The 18837-nt window shown below is 63.1% G+C and carries 20 protein-coding genes; 13 read left to right on the top strand and 7 right to left on the bottom strand.

Annotated features, from left to right (window positions below; genetic code table 11):
* Positions 1 to 5: 5 nt before the first annotated feature.
* The gene (locus BLS13_RS00775) at positions 6 to 347 is read right to left on the bottom strand and encodes a hypothetical protein (RefSeq protein WP_093448958.1); all 342 of its coding nucleotides are present in this window, start codon (positions 345 to 347) and stop codon (positions 6 to 8) included.
* Positions 348 to 985: 638 nt separating this feature from the next.
* Between BLS13_RS00775 and BLS13_RS00770 the strand changes: the two genes are divergently transcribed.
* Positions 986 to 1752, top strand: a protein-coding gene (locus tag BLS13_RS00770; protein WP_093448955.1) for an IS5 family transposase whose coding sequence is annotated in 2 segments (ribosomal slippage) — positions 986 to 1298 and positions 1298 to 1752 — 768 coding nt in all. Because the reading frame shifts where the segments join, the coding sequence is not laid out codon by codon here.
* Here BLS13_RS00770 and cutA read toward each other — a convergent pair.
* Both cutA and BLS13_RS00760 read right to left on the bottom strand, forming a co-directional pair.
* Positions 1749 to 2072, bottom strand: coding sequence for a divalent-cation tolerance protein CutA (cutA, locus tag BLS13_RS00765; RefSeq protein WP_093448952.1), 324 nt, complete (start codon positions 2070 to 2072; stop codon positions 1749 to 1751). The genes BLS13_RS00770 and cutA overlap by 4 nt on opposite strands.
* Complete coding sequence (locus BLS13_RS00760; protein WP_093448950.1) at positions 2069 to 3013, bottom strand: cation diffusion facilitator family transporter; 945 nt, start codon at positions 3011 to 3013, stop codon at positions 2069 to 2071. Before BLS13_RS00760 ends, cutA begins: the two co-directional genes overlap by 4 nt.
* Positions 3014 to 3228: 215 nt before the next feature.
* Here BLS13_RS00760 and BLS13_RS00755 point away from each other — a divergent pair, with 215 nt between their 5' ends.
* The 4 genes from BLS13_RS00755 to BLS13_RS00740 all read left to right on the top strand — a co-directional run bounded on the left by BLS13_RS00755 (position 3229) and on the right by BLS13_RS00740 (position 6720).
* Positions 3229 to 4503: a L,D-transpeptidase family protein gene (locus BLS13_RS00755; RefSeq protein WP_176943372.1), complete on the top strand. Its 1275-nt coding sequence runs from the start codon at positions 3229 to 3231 to the stop codon at positions 4501 to 4503.
* Between the two features lie 180 nt (positions 4504 to 4683).
* Positions 4684 to 5277, top strand: a complete 594-nt coding sequence (locus BLS13_RS00750; protein WP_371128176.1) for a murein L,D-transpeptidase catalytic domain family protein — start codon at positions 4684 to 4686, stop codon at positions 5275 to 5277.
* A 114-nt stretch (positions 5278 to 5391) separates the two neighbouring features.
* A complete protein-coding gene (locus BLS13_RS00745; protein ID WP_093448942.1) occupies positions 5392 to 6351 on the top strand; it encodes a D-alanyl-D-alanine carboxypeptidase family protein in 960 nt (319 codons plus the stop codon).
* A gap of 111 nt (positions 6352 to 6462) precedes the next feature.
* Positions 6463 to 6720 (top strand): hypothetical protein, encoded by a 258-nt coding sequence (locus BLS13_RS00740; protein WP_093448939.1) that lies wholly within the window; start codon positions 6463 to 6465, stop codon positions 6718 to 6720.
* A gap of 42 nt (positions 6721 to 6762) precedes the next feature.
* Here BLS13_RS00740 and lpdA read toward each other — a convergent pair whose 3' ends face one another.
* Genes lpdA through BLS13_RS00725 form a run of 3 tightly spaced genes read right to left on the bottom strand, consistent with a single transcriptional unit; the run spans position 6763 to position 9948 of the window.
* Entirely contained in the window at positions 6763 to 8160 is a 1398-nt protein-coding gene (lpdA, locus tag BLS13_RS00735; protein ID WP_093448935.1) for a dihydrolipoyl dehydrogenase, read from the bottom strand.
* 28 nt (positions 8161 to 8188) lie between these two features.
* Complete coding sequence (locus BLS13_RS00730) at positions 8189 to 8593, bottom strand: acyl-CoA thioesterase (RefSeq protein ID WP_093448931.1); 405 nt, start codon at positions 8591 to 8593, stop codon at positions 8189 to 8191.
* Positions 8593 to 9948: a pyruvate dehydrogenase complex dihydrolipoamide acetyltransferase gene (locus tag BLS13_RS00725; RefSeq protein WP_093448928.1), complete on the bottom strand. Its 1356-nt coding sequence runs from the start codon at positions 9946 to 9948 to the stop codon at positions 8593 to 8595. The genes BLS13_RS00730 and BLS13_RS00725 overlap by 1 nt, the downstream gene beginning before the upstream one ends.
* 161 nt (positions 9949 to 10109) lie before the next feature.
* On the opposite strand from BLS13_RS00725, the gene BLS13_RS00720 reads away from it, so the two are divergent.
* The 8 genes from BLS13_RS00720 (at position 10110) to hslU (ending at position 17378) form a co-directional block, all read left to right on the top strand.
* Entirely contained in the window at positions 10110 to 10565 is a 456-nt protein-coding gene (locus BLS13_RS00720; RefSeq protein WP_093449493.1) for a universal stress protein, read from the top strand.
* Between the two features lie 3 nt (positions 10566 to 10568).
* Positions 10569 to 11870 carry a M20/M25/M40 family metallo-hydrolase gene (locus tag BLS13_RS00715; protein ID WP_093448927.1) on the top strand — a complete coding sequence of 434 codons (1302 nt, stop codon included), beginning with the start codon at positions 10569 to 10571 and terminating at the stop codon, positions 11868 to 11870.
* Between the two features lie 156 nt (positions 11871 to 12026).
* Positions 12027 to 12626: a hypothetical protein gene (locus BLS13_RS00710; protein ID WP_143011828.1), complete on the top strand. Its 600-nt coding sequence runs from the start codon at positions 12027 to 12029 to the stop codon at positions 12624 to 12626.
* A 427-nt stretch (positions 12627 to 13053) separates the two neighbouring features.
* Entirely contained in the window at positions 13054 to 13782 is a 729-nt protein-coding gene (locus BLS13_RS00705) for a cistern family PEP-CTERM protein (RefSeq protein WP_176943371.1), read from the top strand.
* Positions 13783 to 14099: 317 nt separating this feature from the next.
* Positions 14100 to 14894 (top strand): cistern family PEP-CTERM protein, encoded by a 795-nt coding sequence (locus BLS13_RS20555; protein ID WP_256325637.1) that lies wholly within the window; start codon positions 14100 to 14102, stop codon positions 14892 to 14894.
* 53 nt (positions 14895 to 14947) lie between these two features.
* Complete coding sequence (locus tag BLS13_RS00695) at positions 14948 to 15283, top strand: DMT family protein (protein ID WP_218123217.1); 336 nt, start codon at positions 14948 to 14950, stop codon at positions 15281 to 15283.
* Between the two features lie 75 nt (positions 15284 to 15358).
* Complete coding sequence (gene hslV, locus BLS13_RS00690; protein ID WP_093449489.1) at positions 15359 to 15910, top strand: ATP-dependent protease subunit HslV; 552 nt, start codon at positions 15359 to 15361, stop codon at positions 15908 to 15910.
* 166 nt (positions 15911 to 16076) lie between these two features.
* Positions 16077 to 17378, top strand: coding sequence for an ATP-dependent protease ATPase subunit HslU (gene hslU / locus BLS13_RS00685; RefSeq protein ID WP_093448917.1), 1302 nt, complete (start codon positions 16077 to 16079; stop codon positions 17376 to 17378).
* A gap of 287 nt (positions 17379 to 17665) precedes the next feature.
* Here the strand turns inward: hslU and BLS13_RS00680 are convergent, their stop codons facing one another.
* Entirely contained in the window at positions 17666 to 18658 is a 993-nt protein-coding gene (locus tag BLS13_RS00680) for an alpha/beta hydrolase fold domain-containing protein (protein WP_093448914.1), read from the bottom strand.
* Positions 18659 to 18837: the final 179 nt, after the last annotated feature.

Below are 18837 nucleotides of genomic sequence, written 5' to 3'. Positions count from 1 at the left end.
GCAAATTATCCCCCAGGGACGCCCTTCACTCCGGCCAGGGAACCCGAGAGGAGCTCCCAGTGTCGGTAGTCGAGCGAGATATAGCCCCGCGTGACAAGTTCATCGCTATCCAGCCGCACGCGTACCGCCTGTTCGTCCACGTCTTGGTGGAAAAGCGCAATGCCCATCACCGATGGACCGTTTAGGCGGCCGGCGCTGATCAGCAGTCCATCGTCGAGGAGAGACTGATAAATGGCATGATGCTGCTCCGCCATTGCCGACGTGGTGGGCAAGGGGCTCACCCAATTTGGCCCTGGCAGATTGATGACCACCAAATGGGTTTCGCGCGGTTCGGTGCTTGCATCCATAACCCAGTCTCCCCTTCCCTATCGCTGGCGCGCCGTAGGCACATTGCTGGCAATTGCGAAGTTTCGGCACTGTGGCAACGTCCTTAAGTCAGACGGCGGTCATTTCCGTTTCGCCGTCCGTCCGAAGCTAGGTCGTGAACCCATAAAACGAGACCGCTATTTCGATGCGCTAACGCTCGTGAGCTGTTCGATGAGAACGGTTCTGGTGGCATCGCCTAGGTAGCGCTTCTCATGGGGGCTTAGGCTTACGCGTCCGACCAGCCGCACCGTAAACGTTCCCCAAGGCGGCTCAGGCTTCCGCCAACCCACTGCTTTTCGGGCTGCGGTGTCCAATCGCGCACATCTGTCCTGAACGCATTTGATCGACGCCCCATCGCCGTCCTGAAGCAATTTGCCCGTTGCGTCCTGACACTGCTCAAACCGACTATTCTCGAAGTTGGTGAACCAAGTGCAGGTAAGGGTTCGTCGTGGCCCGAAAGCCTCTCCTTCAAAGGTAATGCTCTGCTGGCCAACGGGAACCGATGACGCCAGAGCAAAGACAGCCAGTTGCCACATACGAGCACCATACCCTCGCGTTCTACTTCCGCAATCGCATCAACTCCCTTTCATGGCCTGCAAAATTCTGATTCAGCGGTGGCATGAGCCGATATGACCTGACTGATTTCGAGTGGCGCGTGATCGAGCCTCTTCTCCCCAACAAGCCGCGAGGTGTCCCGCGCGTTGATGATCGCCGCGTGCTGAACGGCATCTTCTGGGTGCTGCGTTCCGGCGCGCCATGGCGCGACCTCCCGGAGCGCTATGGGCCACGCACCACCTGCTACAACCGCTTCGTGCGGTGGCGCAAAGCTGGCGTCTGGGACCGGATGATGGACGCCATCACCACCGCTCATGACGGTGACATCCAAATGATCGACAGCACTTCCATCCGGGCGCACCAACAGGCTGCGACGGCAAAAAGGGGGATCGAGATCATTGTCTCGGTCGATCACGCGGCGGGCTCACGACTAAAATCCATGCCGTCGTCGATGCGCAAGGTCTGCCGATCCGGCTCGGCCTGACCGCTGGGCAGGCACATGATGGCCAGGCCGCCGACGAACTGCTCAACCATCTTGGGCCGCACATGATCGTGCTCGCTGACAAGGCCTACGATGCGGACCGGATCCGCACGCTAATCGAGGAACAGGGCGCCACGCCCAACATTCCGGCCAAATCCAATCGAAAATGGAAGCCTTGTTTCAGCAGACGGCTGTATCGAGAGCGCAACCTAATCGAGCGGTTCTTTTCGAAGTTGAAGCACTTCCGCCGTGTCGCCACCCGTTACGACAAGCTCGCAGCCAATTTCCTCGCCATGGTTCAACTCGCCTCAATGCGGCTCTGGCTCCGCGCTTATGAGTCTACGGCCTAGCTCAGGCCGCTCGCCTCGGCCGCAATCCATGCAAGATAATCGTTCGATCCACCGGTGATCGGCAGGACGATCACCTCCGGAACCGCATAGCTGTGGACCTCGCAAATGCGGCGCTCCACGGCGGCCGCACGCCCCGCCAATGTCTTGATGTGGAGCACCAATTCCTCGGCCCGCTCAACCCGGTCCTCCCAGCGATAAATGCTCGTCGCCGGCAATATCTGCCCGCACGCTGCCAGCCCTTCCCCCACCAGCACCATCGCGACGCGCTCCGCATCTTCGCGCGATACGGTGGATGTGATGATCAGAACGGCGTCGGTCATGCGTCTGGCGGGCTCGCAACGGGTTTCGCCTGCGGCTTGATATAGATCGCGCGGATTGCCGGCCAGCGCGCGCGCAACTCGGTTTCGGCCTCGGCGATCATCGCCTCGATCCGGCCGACCGGCACCGCATCGACGAAATCGACCGACAGGCCGAGGAAGATATTTTCGGGCCCGATATGAATCGTCGTGATCTCGTTGACCCCGCTCACCTCGGGCCGGCCATCAATCGCGGCATGAACCGCCGCCACGATCGCGGGATCGGCCGCTTCGCCGATGAGCAGATCCTTCGATTCGCGCGCAAGCACATAGGCCACTGCCGCCAGCGCGAGCCCGATCACGATCGAGGCGACCCCGTCCCAGCGCGGATCATGGGTCAGCAGACTGATCGAGATGCCGATCGCCGCCACTACCAGGCCGAACATCGCGGCCGAATCTTCGAACAGCACGATGAACGTCGGCGGATCCTTCGAGCGCTTGATCGCGCGCCACCAACCGAGATCGCCCTTCACACTGGCAAAGGCGCGCACCGCAACCAGCCAGCTGCCGCCTTCGAGCAGGAACGAAATGGCCAATACGACATAGTTGATCAGAGGTGCCCGCATCGGTTCGGGCGAACGGATGTGGAGCACCCCTTCATAGATCGACAGCAGCGCGCCGGTCGAGAAGATGAGCAGAGCGACAACGAAGCTCCAGAAATAGAGTTCGCGGCCATAGCCCAGCGGGTGTCGCGTATCCGCCGGCCGCATCGATCGCCTCTGCCCGTAGAGCAACAATATCTGGTTGGTGCTGTCGACGACCGAGTGAAAGCCTTCCGTCAACATTGCCGACGATCCCGAGACCGCCGCTGCCACGAACTTGGCCGCCGCTATGCCCAGGTTCGCAGCCAAGGCCGCGTAGAGCGTCGTCTTGTTGCCCGAATCCTGCTGATTGTCGTCGGCCATGGTCCCCACTTCGGTGTATCGCCGGCCGAATGATGCAGCGCAAACAGTTCCGGCGCACACCCTGCCACGTTTTTCGGGCGGGCCGTCAAAATTCAATCGCGCAGAACCCGATTTGTTCCTAGCCTTTGGCATCTATATTTCTGCCCGGACCGCCCGCACTGATGGATCGGTTTGGCGCGAAGGCCGTTGAGCGTGGACCTGTTCAGGAGGTCCGTATGTTCGACAATCGCGCAGGGCTCGAAGCAAAATCCCCCAATGTCTGGGCCAGGAAGACGAGGTCGCGCGGCATGTCGCTCGCCCGATGGGCCGCGGCCCTGCCGATATTGGCCGTCCTCGCGATTGCGCGGGGGCCCGGCCCCGCCAGCGCGCAGGACACGGTGCTCGCAGCCCCGCCCGCAGTACTGGCTGGCCGCTGGTCTCCAGCAAGCGCGCAGGCGCTTCTGAGCGTGATTGACGCATCCCGTGCCGAGGGCCTGAACCCCGCCGACTATTCGGCCGACGCCCTCCGTGTCGCGATCGCCTCTGGCCAGCGCGGCCCCGTTCTCGATGCGACCGCCGACAGCGCGGCAATGAAGATCGCACATGATTACGCCGACGGGCACATCGACGATAAAGCCAGCTTCGACTGGCACATCGCGCCTTCAATGGATGATGCCGCGCTCAACGCGGGCCTCGCCAAGGCGCTCGCCGAAAACAGTGTCGATCTCTGGCTGCAGAGCCTGCTGCCCGACAATGACCAGTATCGCGCGCTCAAGGCGGCCTATGCCCTGACCGAACCCGGCGACGCCGCCACCCGAGAAACGCTCCGCACCAATATGGAGCGCTGGCGCTGGATGCCGCGCAAGCTGGGCGATCATTATCTCTATGTGAACATCCCGACCTACCGGTTGCAGGACATGCAGGATGGGATCGAGCAGGCGGCGTACAATGTCGTGGTCGGCGCCCCCGAAACGCCGACCCCGCAGCTCGCGCTCCAGGCGCAATCGATCGTGGTCAATCCAAGCTGGAATCTGCCGCCGACGGTGCTGAAGGAGGGCAAGATCCGTCCGGGCGCGGCAGCGACCGCCAAGGGCTACAGCTTCACCCGCCGGGCGGATGGCAGCCTCGCGATCCGGCAAGCCCCCGGCCCGCAAAATGCGCTGGGGCGAATCAAGTTCGACATGCCCAATCCCTGGTCGATCTATCTGCACGATACGCCAAGCAAATGGGCCTTCGCCAAGAGCAACCGCGCGCTCAGCCATGGCTGTGTGCGCGTCCAGAATATCGACCAACTCGCCGCATCGATAAAGGATGAAGGCGCAGTCGACAGCGCGCTTGCCGAACGGACCACGAAGACATTGCAACTGGAAAAGAGCCTGCCGGTCTATATCGTCTATTTCACAGCGCAGGCCGATGCCGATGGCAAGGTTCGCTATCTCGACGATCCCTATCGGCGTGATCCGCAAATGAAAGCCAAGTTGAACACACCCCTTCGAATGGCCGCGCGTTGACCCGAAGCGCCAGTCCGTGTCGGGGTCAAGACGAACGACATAGACTGAGGGAACAAAGGTTCACTCGGTGATCGAATTGGTTAACTGTCTCTGCTACTGCTGATATCCAGGCAATGATATCAGCGGGTTGGGCGATTAGTGCAAAATTTGATCGACACGCCGGTCTCACGGCGCGGATTGTTGGGTGCAGGTCTTCTCGGTAGCATGGCATTGGCAAGCGGTGGAAAGGCTATAGCAGCCTCCATCGGCCAGCCCGTGCTGCGCCCTGAAGTGCGGGCAAGAGCGCTGGCCGCGATGAGCCGGCATGTCGACCGGGTCAAGGTCCGCGACGTGATCGGCATCGCCGATTTCGACGCAGCATCGAACGCGCCGCGCTTTCATCTGCTCGACGTCGCCTCGGGGCGGGTCAACAGTCTGCTGGTCGCGCATGGCCGTGGATCGGATCCGTCGCACACCGGCTGGCTCCAGCGCTTCTCGAACGACATGGGTTCCGCTGCGTCCTGCTCGGGCGCCTTCGTGACGGCGGAGGAATATGTCGGCAATCATGGCCGCTCGCGCCGGATCGACGGGCTCGATCCCACCAACAGCAATGCGCGCGGCCGCGCCGTCGTGATCCACGGCGCCTGGTATGTGTCGCCCGAAATGGTGCGTGATCATGGCAAATTGGGCCGCAGCGAGGGCTGCTTCGCTTTTTCGGAGCAGGATCTGGTGCAGGTGATGGCGCGGATGGGCGCCGGGCGGCTGATCTATTCGGACAAGATCGATCGCACTTGAATCGAGTCGAACCGTGCATCGAACGAGTCAAAGGGAGCATAACGATCAGACTTATCGCTGTGGAAAGCCCGCAAATGGGTATAGATTCATCGCCAGATAACAAGGGGATAGACGATGCCTATCGGACTCTCCATGTGGCGTAGGATCGGTTCCGCACTGTGCGTCGGCTTCTGCCTGTCGCTGGCATCGCTCGCCTCCGCCGCCAGCCCGCTCGGCCCCGCCCGCTTCGCTGCGGTGCTGATGAATCCCGATACCAACGAAATATTGTTCGAGGAACAGGGCACCGCGATCCGTCACCCGGCCTCGATCACCAAGGTGATGACGCTCTATCTCGTGTTCGATGCGCTGGATTCGGGGCGACTGAAGCTTTCCGACGACATCGTCATCTCGCGCCACGCCGCCGCGCAAAAGCCGTCGCGCCTCGGCTTGGCGCCCGGCCGCAGCATCAGCGTCGAGGATGCGATCCAGGTCGTCGCGGTCAAGTCCGCCAATGACATCGCCGTCGCGCTCGCCGAAAAGATCGGCGGCACCGAATCCAATTTTGCGCGGCTGATGACCTTGAAGGCGCGGGCACTCGGCATGCGGCAGACGATGTTCGCCAATGCCAGCGGCCTGCCCGATCCGGCGCACTTTACATCGGCCCGCGACATTGCGATTCTGTCGGCCGCTTTGCTGCGATACCATGCCGATCGCTACCATGTTTTCAGCGAACAGAGCTTCGCTTATGGCGGCCAGCGCATGGCCAATCACAATCACCTGCTGGGCAATGTCGTTGGGCTCGACGGGATCAAAACCGGCTTCACCGTCGACAGCGGCTTTACCCTGACGGCTTCCGCCATGCGCGACGGCAAGCGTCTGATCGCCGTCGTGCTCGGCGCGCCCACGAGCTTCTCGCGCAACCGCGACATCATCGCGATGCTCGATGCCGGCTTTACCGCGCTGAAACTGCGCGCCAGCGGCATGGCCGGCAGCCTGCCGGCGATCCTGCAATCCAATGGCTTCGCATTGAACCGCACCGAACGCCCAATGCCAGGCATGGCGATCCGGCCCGTCGAAGAGGGCGACAGCGAGTAATCGTCGCCCCCGCCCAACCTGTCTGCCAGCTTACAGGAGCATTCAGGGAGCAGACCGAATCGAGGGCCTATTATTCCTTGGCTTCACTATTGAGGCAAAGGAGAGTTCGACATGAAGATTTCACACATGTTGGCTGCAGCCGGCCTCGCCGTTGCGGCACTTGGCGCCAGTACGGGCGCGAATGCCCAGAATTATTACGGTGGCGACCGTTCACATGACGGTTATCGCGACCATGATTCCCGACGCTATGATCGCCACGACCGCTACGATCATGACCGACGCTCGTACGGCCGCCACCATCGTTCGTATCGCCACGAGCGCTGCCATACCGAATGGCACCATCATCACCGCGTCGAGGTGTGTCGCTGAACCTGCCTGAGCCTTCTCCCGCTTGCGGGAGAAGGCTTTCATTCAATAATGAATCACCCGGCCATAGGCCATCAGCACGCTCTCATGCATCATTTCGCTGAGCGTCGGATGCGGGAAGACGGTTTCGATCAGTTCGGCCTCGGTCGTCTCGAGCGTGCGACCGATCGTATAGCCCTGGATCAGTTCGGTGACTTCGGCGCCCACCATATGCGCGCCCAAAAGCTCGCCGGTCGCTTCGTCGAACACGGTCTTGACGAAGCCTTCGGCCTCGCCCAGCGCGATCGCCTTGCCATTGCCGATGAACGGGAATTTGCCGACCTTGACCTTGTAGCCGGCCTCCTTCGCCTTCGCCTCTGTCATGCCGACCGATGCGACCTGCGGGTGGCAATAGGTGCAGCCTGGGATATTGCCCCGGTTCATCGGATGCGGGTGCCCGCCGGCGATGAGTTCGGCGGCGATAATGCCCTCATGGCTGGCCTTGTGCGCAAGCCACGGCCCGTCGGCGACGTCGCCGATCGCGTAGATGCCCTCCACATTCGTGCGGCAAAATTCGTCGGTCTTGATATGACCGCGCTTGTCGGGTTCGACGCCGAGCGCCTCGAGCCCGATATTCTCGACATTGGGCACGATGCCGACCGCGACGATGACATGGCTATAGTCCTCGGTCGTGACCGTGCCGTCCTTCGCCTTGATTTCCGCGGTGATACCCGTCGCGCTGGCGGTGATCTTCTGGACGCCGGTCGACGCGCGGATCTTCATGCCCTGCTTGGTCAGCGCCTTGGTCATGAACTCGCTGATTTCGACATCCTCGACCGGGAGGATCCGGTCGAGCATTTCGACGACATTCACCTCGGCGCCCATATCGTTGTAGAAGCTCGCAAACTCGATGCCGATCGCACCCGATCCGATCACCAGCAGCTTCGTCGGCATTTCGGGCGGCGTCATCGCGGTGCGATAGGTCCAGATGCGCTGGCCATCGGCCTTGGCGAAGGGCAGGTCGCGGGCGCGAGCGCCGGTCGCGATGATGATATTCTTCGCTTCGAGCTCGCTGGTCTTGCCGTCCTTCTCGACCGACAATTTGCCCTTCGCGGTGATCTTGCCGTCGCCGAAATAGACGGTGATCTTGTTCTTCCGCATCAGGCCGGTGACGCCCTGGTTGAGCTGCTTGGCGACATCGCGCGAACGCTTGATCACCTTCTCCAGATCGAAGGCCGGCTTTTCGACCGACAGGCCGTAATTGGCCGCGTTCTTCATATAATGGAAGATTTCGGAGGTGCGCAGTAGCGCCTTGGTGGGGATGCAACCCCAGTTCAGACAGATCCCGCCCAGATTGTCGCGTTCGACGATCGCCGTCTTGAGCCCGAGCTGCGCAGCCCGGATCGCCGCGACATAGCCGCCGGGGCCCGAGCCGAGGATGATGAGATCGAATGTGTCAGCCATGATAATGTCCCGCGTCTCGAAATAGGGTTCAGGCGGTCGCAACCGCCATTGGTGGAACGCTTCGCGGCTGACGGTCCTCGCCAATCGCCACGAATGTGAAATCCGCCTTGGTCACGCGATAGGAGCGATCGTCGTGCCGGGTGCGGCGCCAGGCCTCGACCGCGACCTTCATTGATGTGGTGCCGACGCTGACCAACGTCGCAAACACCGACACCTCATCGCCTACCACCACCGGGCGGAGAAAGGTCATCCCGTCGACCGCGATGGTGACCGCCCTGCCCTTCGAATAGCGCGCGGCCACCGATCCCGCCGCCGAGTCCATCAGGCTCATCAGCCAGCCGCCAAAGATATCGCCATAAGGATTCGTGTCGGCTGGCATCGCGATCACGCGAACCGCCGGTTCCGCCGTGGGCGGCGGCTCATCGCGCGCCATCAGGCAAGCATGCCCAGCGGACTTTCGACAAGCCGCTTGAACGCCGCCATCAGCTGCGCGCCGACCGCGCCGTCGATCGCCCGGTGATCGAAGCTGCCGGTCGCCGACATCACCGTGGCCACCGAAAGCTGGTCGTTGACGATATAAGGCCGCTTCTCGCCCGATCCGACCGCCATGATCATGCCCTGCGGCGGATTGATGACTGCGGTGAAATGCTTGATGCCGAACATGCCCATGTTGGAAATCGAGGCGGTACCGCCCTGATATTCGGACGGCAGCAGCTTGCCCGCCTTGGCGCGCGCGGCGAGATCCTTCGCCTCGGTCGCGATCTGCGCCATGGTCTTGGTATCGGCCGACGTCACGATCGGCGTAATCAGCCCGCCCGGGATCGCCACCGCCACCGAAATATCGGCGCGCTTATATTTGATCAGATTGTCGCCCGCGAACGAGACGTTGCAATCGGGCACCTCGATCAGCGCCAGCGCCAGCGCCTTGATCAGCATGTCGTTGACCGACAGCTTGACGCCGCGCTTGTCCAGCGCGGCGTTCAACTCCCCCCGCAGCTTGAGAAGCGCGTCGAGCTGGATATCGACGGTCAGATAGATATGCGGGCTCTGCTGCATCGATTCGGTGAGCCGCCGCGCGATGATCTTGCGCATCCCGGACAACCGCACCGTATCGGACGGAATGCCCTCGGCCGCCGGGGCGGGTTGAGGCGCCGACGTCTTGGCAGGCGCCGGAGCGGGCGTTGGAGCGGCAGCAACCGGTGCGGGGGCCGGCGTCGCTGCCGGAGCAGCGGGCGCAGGCGCCGCCGCCGCCGGAGCCGGTGCAGCAGCGCGCGGCGCGGCAGTGTCCAGATCCGCCTTCACAATCCGCCCGCCCGGGCCCGAGCCGCTGAGCGACGCGATATCGATGCCTTGCGACGTGGCAATGCGGCGCGCCAGCGGGCTCGCCTTGACGCGCTCGCCCGACGCGGCGGGAGCAGGGGTAGCCGCAACCGGCGCGGGACTTGTCGTGGCAGTCACTTCTGGTTCCTTCTTTTGTACGGGCGCCGGTGCAGCCTCGGCCTTCGGCGCCGGCTCGGCGGCGGGGCGGGCGGGGGCCGCATCCTCATCTTCGCCCTGGATCAGCGCGATGACCGCGCCGACCTTTACGCCTTCGGTTCCTGCGGGAACGACGATCTTGGCGATGATCCCCTCGTCGACCGCCTCGAATTCCATCGTCGCCTTGTCGGTCTCGATCTCGGCAAGGAGATCGCCGGACTTCACGGCATCGCCCTCCTTGACCAGCCATTTGGCCAGGTTTCCCTGCTCCATTGTTGGCGAAAGCGCGGGCATCTTCAGTTCGATCGGCATGTATTTCCGGGCCCCAGATCTATGGGTTGAAGCCCGCTTGTCTTCTTCGCTCCCCTTGTTCAGGTCAAGGCCCCATCGGCAACCGGCGCCCGATCCACGACTTGCACAACAGTCGCAATCGGCGCACCGTCCGCAGCGAATTTGCAGGGGCGAAGCGACAGGTGCGGACTTATCTGGTTGTCATAGACGAGACCGACGAAGCGCGCATCGCGCTGCGTTTCGCCGCGCGCCGCGCCGCGAAAACGGGCGGCGCGGTCGAGATATTGGCGCTTGTCGCGCAGGCCGAGTTCGTCCAGTGGGGCGCCGTCCAGGCGGCGATGGAGGAAGAGGCACGGCTGCGCGCCGAGGCGCTCGTCGCCCAGGCCGCCGGCAGCCTGATCGAGGAGACAGGGCTGCGCCCGTCGATCACGGTGCGCCAGGGCGATCCGATCGCCGCGGTCAAGGCCGTCCTCCACGAGCAACCCGAAATTGCCGCACTGGTGCTCGGTGCGGCGGCTTCGGGAACCCCCGGCAAGCTGATCGCCCATTTTGCCGGAGCCGAAGCCGGGCAGCTCCCCTGCCCGCTGATGGTCATTCCCGGTTCGTTGAGCGACGAAGCCCTCGACCGGTTAAGCTGAGCCATGAATCGCATTCTGCCTGCCCTTGCCATGTTGTCTGCCGCGACGGCGACGGCAGCGCCCCCGCCGGCGGCAAGCCCGCCTCTGTTGCATGCGACGATCGCAAAGCTGGTCGGCTTCGGGACCCGGCACAGCCTCTCCTCGCCGATCGACCCGGCTCGCGGCATCGGCGCGGCGCGGAACTGGACGGCGGCGCGTCTGGCGGAAATCGCCCGGGACTGCGGCGGCTGCCTGACGATCGAGAAGGTCGCCGATCGCTTCACCGGCCCGCGATCGCCCGACGGCGTGGAAATCGTCGACGTGCTCGGCGTGCAGAAGGGGACGGGCGATCCCGATCGCGTGATCATCCTCTCGGCCCATATCGACAGCCGCGTCACCGATCCGATGAATTTCACCAGCGACGCGCCCGGCGCCAACGATGACGGCTCGGGCGTGGCGCTGGTGATCGAAGCGGCCCGGATCCTGTCGCGCGAACCGCACCGCGCCACCATCGTCTTCGCGATTCTGTCCGGCGAGGAACAGGGCCTCTACGGCGGGCAATTGCTCGCCCGCACGGCGAGGGCCCGTGGCTGGCAGGTCGCCGCGCAGCTCAACAACGATATCGTCGGCAACAGCCATGGCAGCGGCGGCGATCATGTCGACAATCGCGTGCGCGTATTCAGCGAAGGCATCCGCGCGTCGGAAACCCTCGACGAAGCCAGAACCCGGCGGGCGATCGGCGGCGAGGATGACGGCCCTTCGCGGGCGCTGGCCAAATTTGTCGATCGCATCGGGACAAGCGGACATGGGGGGCTGGAAGTCGTCGCAATCCGCCGGCCCGATCGGTTCGGCCGCGGCGGCGATCATCTCCCTGCGCTCGATCTTGGCTTTCCCGCCGTCCGGATCACCGAGGCCAGCGAAAATTACGATCGACAGCATCAGGATGTGCGCGTCGAGGGCACGCGCCGTTATGGCGATACGATCGATGGGGTCGACTTCCCTTATCTCGCGAAAGTCACCAATCTGAACGTCGCTGTTGCGCGCGCGCTGGCGCAGGCCCCCGCGGCGCCGGCTGCGGCCACGATCACCGGCGCGGTAACAGCGGACACGACGGTGAACTGGGCGCCGGTGCCGGGCGCGACCGGCTACCGTATCCATTGGCGGCGCGCCGATGGCACCATCTGGACCAACCGGCGCGATGTCACATCCGGCCCGATCGTGATGAAGAACGTCAATATCGACGATAATTTCTTCGGCGTATCGAGTTTGGGTGCCGATGGCGCGGAAAGCCTGATCACGTTCGCGGGCGCCGCGCCGCGCAAGTAGAAGCGGTCCCGCGCGCGCCACGGATGACAATTCCCGTTACGTATAGTTGCGAATCCTGCCCGGTCAGCGGCGGCCTTATGCACAAGCCGCAGCCGATGCTCCGATATCGATCGGACGGCCATTCTGGGATCGTCGACCATGCAGCGTGGGAAGGTGATGGCTATCGCAATCGTCGCCGCCGCGACATCGTTTCAGCCGGCATCGGCGGCATCGGTGAGCATCATTCCGTCGACCGATGCCACCTATACCGGCATACCGGCCGAAATACCGGACAAGGGCGCCAATGTCTGCGTCGATCAACTCGTCGAAAACCCGCTCCGGCTGAATGCGCATCCGCCCAAAAGCGCGCATCGCCCGCACCGCGTACATCGCCCCCATGCGCGACGTCTTTCCTCTTCGCGCCGCAGGACGATCCGCCCCGTCCACCGGCCGACGGTGCAGGAAATGGTCGGCGAGCCACAACATATCCTGCACTGCGTTTTCCTGCCCCCGCCCCAGCCCGCGATCGAGTCGTTTCCCGTCACCTTCGCCAGGGCGATGAGCGCGGTGCGGCCCGACAACTTCGACAACTGGTTCCAGACGGTGATCCGTCCGCGTTCACGCTCCCCCTTCGCCGCCCCGCTCGCGATATTCGCCAGTGCGGCGCCCGAGCCGACCGGCTGGATGCTGATGATCGGCGGCTTCCTGCTGATCGGGGCGATGATGCGTTGGCGGCGCAGAGGCCGTGGGCTCGCCCCGCCGGCGTCCGAGTCGTGACAATGATCCAGCTATGCGAATCGCACCCGTAAACCGGCCCTCTTTCCCGGTGCCCGCGCGAATATTTTTGAAGAGGCGCGGTCGCCGCCATATGCGCGCCCGTGGCGCCGGCCACGAAACGATCGATTGCGTCGACGGGTTTGGGGCAGAACAAGCCCGATGTGTCAGCTGCGGCTTACAAATCATGTGACGACACATTTGGGGTATTTCGCCTTATTCTGACGAACCCGCGCGTTCGGCGTGTTTTTACCTGTCGGTATATTTTACAAGACGCGAGTCACTACTCGACCTTGGGCCTGGCCGGAACTCACACCGACCATCGGGCTCGCCTTTTCGCCAAAATTGTGCGATACGACACAGAGGATTTGGTGGAAAACTGTATTCGCACTTTGGCGACTACACGGGCGGGGCGTTGGGGGGCTTAGCGATGAACTCGATCAGGTTGATATTTGCTGCGGCGCTGGCCGCACTTGGCGCGATGAGCCCGGCTATGAGCGCCGTGACGCTGAGCGCAGCCAATGTCGGCGATCAGTTCAACGTCAATTATACCGGCCTGGTCGGCGGTGTTTCGACCACCAACGTCACCGCATTTCAGAGCCTGACCTTTGCCGGAATCACCGGTGGTGGCACCACGTATAATTTCAACTACACGCTCACCAACAATTCGATCTATGATTCCCGCCTGAGCTCGTTCGCCTTCAACCTGGCGTCGGCGGGGACGATTTCATCGATAAGTGCGACCGGTAGCTATCCTTATGCCGACCAGAATGCCAATTATCCCGAGGGCATCGGCAATGTCGAAATCTGCTTCACCGAAGTCAGCAACGGCGGCTGCACGGGCAATGGTGCGGGGCTGACCTCCAACCCCGATCAGGTGGGCACCGGCACCTTCGCGCTGACATTGACGCAGGCAATGGCTTCGATCTCGCTCGACGATTTCGCGGTGCGCTTCCAGGCGATCAACCCGACGGTCAACGGATCGAGTTCGGGCGTCGGCGTCGGCGCACTCACCGACCTTGGCAACGGAGGCGGGGTGGTATCTGCCGCGCCTGAGCCGATGACCTGGGCGATGATGATCGGTGGTTTCATGCTGGTTGGCGGAGCGCTTCGCCGTCGCGGCGGGGTGCCGACCGTCGCCCGCCTTCAGGCGCTCTGATCGCGCGCGTTAGCGCGGGGAGCCGATGCGCAAGCGTAACTTAAGTTAACAGGTTTATGCCTGTAACACTGGCGTCGAAAGCCCGGTCGGCGCCCACTTTATAGCGTATTTCGGGCTAGTCAGGATAGTTAAGCTCACGAAAGTGCATCAAGCAATCTTCAGTTTTTCTTGATGCATTGCACCGGATAGGCTTTCAACTCGCGCAGCGGGTGCTTTTTCGGACAAATTTTCCTGATTTTCTGCGTTTTTCCTTTGCCGATATCCCCCATTGCCATATCGTCCCCTGCATCATCCGCATGGATGCGTTGGGGACGGTCATGACATTGGGAAAAGCCATATCGGCGCCGCTGCTGGCGCTTCTCGCCTTCGCCCCTTCGCTGGCGGGCGCCGCACTCGTGCAAGTGACCAACTATACGACATCAAAGGATGGCGGCAGCTCCGCAAAGGATGGCGTCATCGTCACCGGCGAAAAGGCCGGCTCCGGCTATGACTTCGTATATTCGGGCAAGGCCGACAGCCTCGAAGGCGCGACGGTCAATGCATATGCCGATGTGCACTTTGCCGGCCTGTCCGATGATGGCCTGAGCTATGCCTTCTCTTATGCATTCCGAAATGCTTCGGATTATCAGGGCAGCCTGACGACCTTCGGGCTCAACCTGTTCGATACGGAGACGGGAATCGCACTGACCGAAAAGGAGGATTTCACCTTTACCGGTTTTGGTGACGAGGCGCTGCCAGGCACCAGCGATGTCGAAATCTGCCTGCTGGCCGGAGACAAGGGATGCAGCGGGAATGGCCTCGCCAGCGGTGAGGGCAGCGAAGGAAAATTCGCGATCAGCTTCACCAAAGCGCGCGACAGTTTCGTGCTCGGCGGCTTTTCGGTCTATTTCGACAGCCAATCGCTGGAGGAAAAGAAGAAGCAGGCCGAAGCCGCGCAGGCCCAGGGCACCCAAACCGGCGCGTCTGGCGGCAGCGGCGGCAGTGTCAGCGATCTTGGCGGCGCCGTTTCCGCCGCGCCCGAGCCGATGACGTGGGCGATGATGATCGTCGGCTTCCTGGCCGTCGGTGGCGCGCTCCGCCGCCGACCGGGGCTTCGCGCGAGCGCCGTCTGACGGGCACGCTATAGCGTCCGGCAGAAGCATCGTGCAAAAGCGGTGTCATGACGCTGACGCCGCTTTTTCTGCTGATCTGCTCGAACATCTTCATGACGATCGCCTGGTACGGCCATCTGAAATTCACCGATACGCGCCTGTGGATCGTGATCCTCGCCTCCTGGGGCATCGCGCTGATCGAATATTGCTTCGCCATCCCCGCCAATCGGATCGGCTACACCCATGGCTGGTCGGCCGGGCAGTTGAAGGTCACGCAGGAGATCGTGACCTTGGTGGTGTTCGCGCTGTTCGCCACTTTGGTGCTCAAGGAACCGCTCGGGCTGCGCCATCTCGGCGCCTTCGCCTGCATCGTCGGTGCGGCCGCTTTCATGTTCGTCGGACGAAGTTGACGATGCGAAACGAAGGGTGATTGCGCAGCCCGCCTCTCCTTCCCATATCGCCCCCTGCAAACATGTAGGATGACGATGAGCGAAGTTCCAAAATGGCATGGCACCACGATCCTGTCGGTGCGCAAGGGCGGCAAGGTGATCGTCGCCGGCGACGGGCAGGTATCGATGGGCAATACGATCATGAAGCCCAATGCCCGCAAGGTGCGCCGGCTGGGCGACGGATCGGTGATCGGCGGCTTCGCCGGCGCCACCGCCGATGCCTTTACGCTGTTCGAGCGGCTCGAGGGCAAGCTCGAGCGGCATAACGGCCAGCTGATGCGCGCGGCAGTGGAGCTGGCAAAGGACTGGCGGACCGACAAATATCTGCGCAACCTCGAGGCGATGATGATCGTCGCCGACAAGGATGTGACCTTGATCCTGACCGGCAATGGCGACGTGCTGGAACCGGTCGGCGGCGTCGCTGCGATCGGATCGGGCGGTAACTTCGCGCTCGCCGCGGCCCGCGCACTTGTCGATTATGAGGCGGATGCCGAGACGATCTGCCGCAAGGCGCTCGGCATTGCCGCGGACGTGTGCGTGTTCACCAACAACAACCTGACCGTCGAAGTGCTCGAAAGCGCGACCTAACCTTCTTTCTCCCCTCCCTTCCAGGGAGGGGTAAGGGGGTGGGTGCGAGCGACGCAGTCGCGAGCCTCCGCCTTCACCGCAAAATGCTCCCTCAGCGGCATCGAGCCGCTTCGATCGCCACCCACCCCCTTCCCCTCCCTTAAAGGGAGGGGTGATTAGAGAACCCATGAACGAAAACCTCACCCCCAAAGCCATCGTCGCCGCGCTCGACGCCCATATCGTCGGCCAGGCCGATGCGAAGCGCGCCGTCGCGGTCGCCCTCCGCAACCGCTGGCGCCGGCAGCGCCTGCCCGAGAACCTGCGCGACGAGGTCACGCCGAAGAACATCCTGATGATCGGGCCCACCGGCTGCGGCAAGACCGAGATCAGCCGGCGGCTCGCCAAACTCGCCGACGCGCCCTTCGTCAAGGTGGAGGCGACCAAGTTCACCGAGGTCGGCTATGTCGGCCGCGACGTCGAGCAGATCGCCCGCGATCTGGTCGAGGAAGCCGTGCGGCTCGAGAAGGAGCGCCGCCGCGCCGCGGTCAAGGACAAGGCCGAGGAGGCCGCGATGGCGCGTCTGCTCGATGCCCTCGTCGGCAAGGATGCCAGCGAAGCCACCCGCACAGCCTTCCGCCAGCGTTTCCAGGATCATCACCTCGACGACAAGGAAATCGAGATCGAGGTCGAGGATTCGGGCGGCACGCAGATGGAGATCCCCGGCATGGGCGGCCAGATCGGCATGATCAACCTCGGCGACATGATGGGCAAGGCATTCGGGCAGGGCCGTACGAAAAAGCGCAAGCTGCCGGTACGCACCGCATGGACCAAATTGGTCGACGAGGAAGCCGACAAAAGGCTCGATCAGGATGAGGTGAACCGCTCCGCGCTCGCCGATGCCGAGGCCAATGGCATCGTCTTCCTCGACGAGATCGACAAGATCGCGGTCAGCGACGTGCGCGGCGGTTCGGTCAGCCGTGAAGGCGTGCAGCGCGATTTGCTGCCGCTGATCGAGGGCACCACGGTCGCAACCAAATATGGGCCGCTCAAGACCGACCATATCCTGTTCATCGCCTCGGGCGCCTTCCACGTCGCCAAGCCGTCGGATCTGCTGCCCGAACTGCAGGGCCGCCTGCCGATCCGGGTGGAGTTGAAGGCGCTGACCGAGGCCGATTTCGTCCGCATCCTCTCCGACACGCGCGCGAGCCTGACCGAACAATATCGCGCGCTGATCGGCACCGAGGGCGTCGAAATCAGCTTCACCGACGACGGCATCGCTGCGATCGCCCGCATCGCCGCCGAGGTGAACGAGAGCCTCGAAAATATCGGCGCGCGCCGCCTCTCGACGGTGATGGAGAAATTGCTCGAGGAGGTGAGCTTCGAGGCCGAGGATCGGCAGGGCACGTCGCTGGTGGTCGATGCCGCTTATGTCAACGCGCAACTGGCCGAGGTCGCGCGGAACCGGGATCTGAGCAAATATGTGCTGTAGGGTGATGTGGCTGAAATCAGCCGGTCCCGGCACCCCTCGCTTGTTCCCATAGGCGCCAAGATAAGAAATTGTGCAGTCATTGCATAGTATCAGGTGCCCCACCCCCAAACCGTCATTCCCGCGAAAGCGGGAACCCACGGTAAAGGCACGCTGGAATCAGGAGGTGCCGCCGTCCATGGGTCCCCGCTTTCGCGGGGATGACGATAAAGGGGAGCCAGAAGCTCAACAGATATGCTATCTCAATAGGAAGCGGGATGACGGGTTGGGGCTGAGTTCACCCCCGCCGCTCACCCTTCTGTCGGCCGAGCCGCCGGCACGTACCGCCCGATAAAGCGCGCCGCCTCATCAAGCGCGCGGCGGCTCTCCGGGATCGGCATCACCGGCCAGACGTGCGGCATGCCCACATAGCGATGGACCACCACATCGGGATTGCGCTCCTCCAGACGCAGCACATCCGAATCCAGGATATCGCGCGTCCCGCTGAAAACCAAAGTCGGCGGCAGGCCCCGATGATCGCCGAATAGCGGGCTGATCCGCGGATCGTCGACGGCGCGGCCCTGCGCCCACAACCGCCCCATCTCGCGCCCGCCCGCGATCGTCAGTATCGGATCGTGCTGCTCGATTTCGGGTTGATCGGCACCGGTCAGGCCGACATCGAGCCAGGGCGAGAACAATATCAGCGCGGCGGGCAACGGCGCTCCGGCATCGCGCAATTCCTGCGCGAGAATCAGCGCGAGCCCACCGCCGGCCGAATCCCCGAACACCACGACATTGCCCGCCCCACTCTCCGCCACCAGCGCGTCATAAGCGTGTCTCACGGCATCGCGCGCCGCATCAGGGCCATGCTCCGGCGAAAGCGGATAGAGCGGCACGACCATCTCCCCGCTTACCCGCTGCAGCAGTCCCGCAGCGAAGCTCAACTGCGCCGGGTGGAGATCGAGGATATAGCCGCCGCCATGCAGATAAAGGAGGCGGAGCGGTCGCGCCGTGCCCTTCGAGACCAGCCGATACCGACGATATCCGCCGCGCCCCTCGTCATGAAAGGCGATCCGCCGCAGCAGACGCCGCGTTGGCCTGCCCGCCCCGCGCGCGCGATCCTTCACGATCGCCCGCGCGATCGCTTCCAGCGTGCCGAAACCGGACGCCATGCTGGAAATGATCTTCAGCAGGACCAGCGCCCTGATGCTGATGCCGGACCGTCTCGCCCGAAGGACGAGCAGGGCTCCCGCAGCGGCGACGGCAGCGAGGAGCGCGGCGAACAGGACAAGTCTTCCCGGCATGATCGATCTTCATCCTTGCTCTGGCACGTGCCCGGGCGTCGGGCGGAACGGTCTGCTTTCTTGGGGGCTGGGGTCGGCGGCGAACGAGCATGCAATCTTTAACGGAAATCATCACAATCGACAGAACCAAAGCCAGCCCGACAACCCAGACGAGACTCCGGTTCGGCGTTCATCGCCTC

Origin of the sequence: Sphingomonas sp. YR710, assembly GCF_900101455.1 — a bacterium.
Classification (GTDB): Bacteria; Pseudomonadota; Alphaproteobacteria; order Sphingomonadales; family Sphingomonadaceae; genus Rhizorhabdus.
The sequence above is the reverse complement of the archived record's forward strand: the minus strand, read 5'-3'. Positions and strand labels throughout refer to the sequence as shown.